The 2943-nt window shown below is 53.1% G+C and carries 1 rRNA gene; it reads left to right on the forward strand.

Annotation, left to right across the window (positions count from 1 at the left end):
• Positions 1 to 146: 146 nt before the first annotated feature.
• Positions 147 to 2943 (forward strand): 23S ribosomal RNA (locus CKK19_RS25180); the annotation flags it as partial.

Raw genomic sequence — 2943 nt, forward strand, 5'->3', positions numbered from 1 at the left:
CTTCAGAGTGAACCTGAAAAGGTGCACTGCGAAGTTTTGCTCTTTAAAAATCTGGATCAAGCTGAAAATTGAAACGACACACAGCTCATGTGTGTTCGAGTCTCTCAAATTTTCGCAATCAGAAGTGAAACATCTTCGGGTTGTGAGGTTAAGCGACTAAGCGTACACGGTGGATGCCCTGGCAGTCAGAGGCGATGAAGGACGTGCTAATCTGCGAAAAGCGCCGGCGAGGTGATATGAACCCTTGACCCGGCGATGTCCGAATGGGGAAACCCAGTGCAATCCGTTGCACTATCGTTAACTGAATACATAGGTTAACGAGGCGAACCGGGGGAACTGAAACATCTAAGTACCCCGAGGAAAAGAAATCAACCGAGATTCCCCCAGTAGCGGCGAGCGAACGGGGAGCAGCCCGGAGTCTGAATCAGCTTGTGTGTTAGTGGAACGGTCTGGAAAGTCCGACGGTACAGGGTGATAGTCCCGTACACGAAAGCACACATGCTGTGAACTCGAAGAGTAGGGCGGGACACGTGGTATCCTGTCTGAATATGGGGGGACCATCCTCCAAGGCTAAATACTCCTGACTGACCGATAGTGAACCAGTACCGTGAGGGAAAGGCGAAAAGAACCCCGGCGAGGGGAGTGAAAAAGAACCTGAAACCGTGTACGTACAAGCAGTGGGAGCCTCTTTATGGGGTGACTGCGTACCTTTTGTATAATGGGTCAGCGACTTATATTCTGTAGCAAGGTTAACCGTATAGGGGAGCCGAAGGGAAACCGAGTCTTAACTGGGCGTTAAGTTGCAGGGTATAGACCCGAAACCCGGTGATCTAGCCATGGGCAGGTTGAAGGTTGGGTAACACTAACTGGAGGACCGAACCGACTAATGTTGAAAAATTAGCGGATGACCTGTGGCTGGGGGTGAAAGGCCAATCAAACCGGGAGATAGCTGGTTCTCCCCGAAAGCTATTTAGGTAGCGCCTCGTGAACTCATCTTCGGGGGTAGAGCACTGTTTCGGCTAGGGGGCCATCCCGGCTTACCAACCCGATGCAAACTACGAATACCGAAGAATGTTATCACGGGAGACACACGGCGGGTGCTAACGTCCGTCGTGAAGAGGGAAACAACCCAGACCGCCAGCTAAGGTCCCAAAGTCATGGTTAAGTGGGAAACGATGTGGGAAGGCACAGACAGCCAGGATGTTGGCTTAGAAGCAGCCATCATTTAAAGAAAGCGTAATAGCTCACTGGTCGAGTCGGCCTGCGCGGAAGATGTAACGGGGCTAAACCATGCACCGAAGCTGCGGCAGCGACGCTTATGCGTTGTTGGGTAGGGGAGCGTTCTGTAAGCCGTTGAAGGTGTCCTGTGAGGGGTGCTGGAGGTATCAGAAGTGCGAATGCTGACATAAGTAACGATAAAGCGGGTGAAAAGCCCGCTCGCCGGAAGACCAAGGGTTCCTGTCCAACGTTAATCGGGGCAGGGTGAGTCGACCCCTAAGGCGAGGCCGAAAGGCGTAGTCGATGGGAAACAGGTTAATATTCCTGTACTTGGTGTTACTGCGAAGGGGGGACGGAGAAGGCTATGTCAGCCGGGCGACGGTTGTCCCGGTTTAAGCATGTAGGCGGAGGTTCCAGGTAAATCCGGTACCTTATTAACGCTGAGGTGTGATGACGAGGCACTACGGTGCTGAAGTGATAAATGCCCTGCTTCCAGGAAAAGCCTCTAAGCATCAGGTAACACGAAATCGTACCCCAAACCGACACAGGTGGTCAGGTAGAGAATACCAAGGCGCTTGAGAGAACTCGGGTGAAGGAACTAGGCAAAATGGTGCCGTAACTTCGGGAGAAGGCACGCTGATATGTAGGTGAAGTCCCTGCGGACGGAGCTGAAATCAGTCGAAGATACCAGCTGGCTGCAACTGTTTATTAAAAACACAGCACTGTGCAAACACGAAAGTGGACGTATACGGTGTGACGCCTGCCCGGTGCCGGAAGGTTAATTGATGGGGTTAGCGGCAACGCGAAGCTCTTGATCGAAGCCCCGGTAAACGGCGGCCGTAACTATAACGGTCCTAAGGTAGCGAAATTCCTTGTCGGGTAAGTTCCGACCTGCACGAATGGCGTAATGATGGCCAGGCTGTCTCCACCCGAGACTCAGTGAAATTGAACTCGCTGTGAAGATGCAGTGTACCCGCGGCAAGACGGAAAGACCCCGTGAACCTTTACTATAGCTTGACACTGAACACTGGTCCTTGATGTGTAGGATAGGTGGGAGGCTTTGAAGCGTGGACGCCAGTCTGCGTGGAGCCAACCTTGAAATACCACCCTTTAATGGCTGGTGTTCTAACGTAGACCCGTAATCCGGGTTGCGGACAGTGTCTGGTGGGTAGTTTGACTGGGGCGGTCTCCTCCCAAAGAGTAACGGAGGAGCACGAAGGTTGGCTAATCCTGGTCGGACATCAGGAGGTTAGTGCAATGGCATAAGCCAGCTTGACTGCGAGCGTGACGGCGCGAGCAGGTGCGAAAGCAGGTCATAGTGATCCGGTGGTTCTGAATGGAAGGGCCATCGCTCAACGGATAAAAGGTACTCCGGGGATAACAGGCTGATACCGCCCAAGAGTTCATATCGACGGCGGTGTTTGGCACCTCGATGTCGGCTCATCACATCCTGGGGCTGAAGTAGGTCCCAAGGGTATGGCTGTTCGCCATTTAAAGTGGTACGCGAGCTGGGTTTAGAACGTCGTGAGACAGTTCGGTCCCTATCTGCCGTGGGCGCTGGAGAATTGAGGGGGGCTGCTCCTAGTACGAGAGGACCGGAGTGGACGCATCACTGGTGTTCGGGTTGTCATGCCAATGGCACTGCCCGGTAGCTAAATGCGGAAGAGATAAGTGCTGAAAGCATCTAAGCACGAAACTTGCCCCGAGATGAGTTCTCCCTGAGAC

The organism is Enterobacter sp. CCUG 70166 (assembly GCF_020224095.1).
GTDB lineage: Bacteria > Pseudomonadota > Gammaproteobacteria > Enterobacterales > Enterobacteriaceae > Enterobacter > Enterobacter intestinihominis.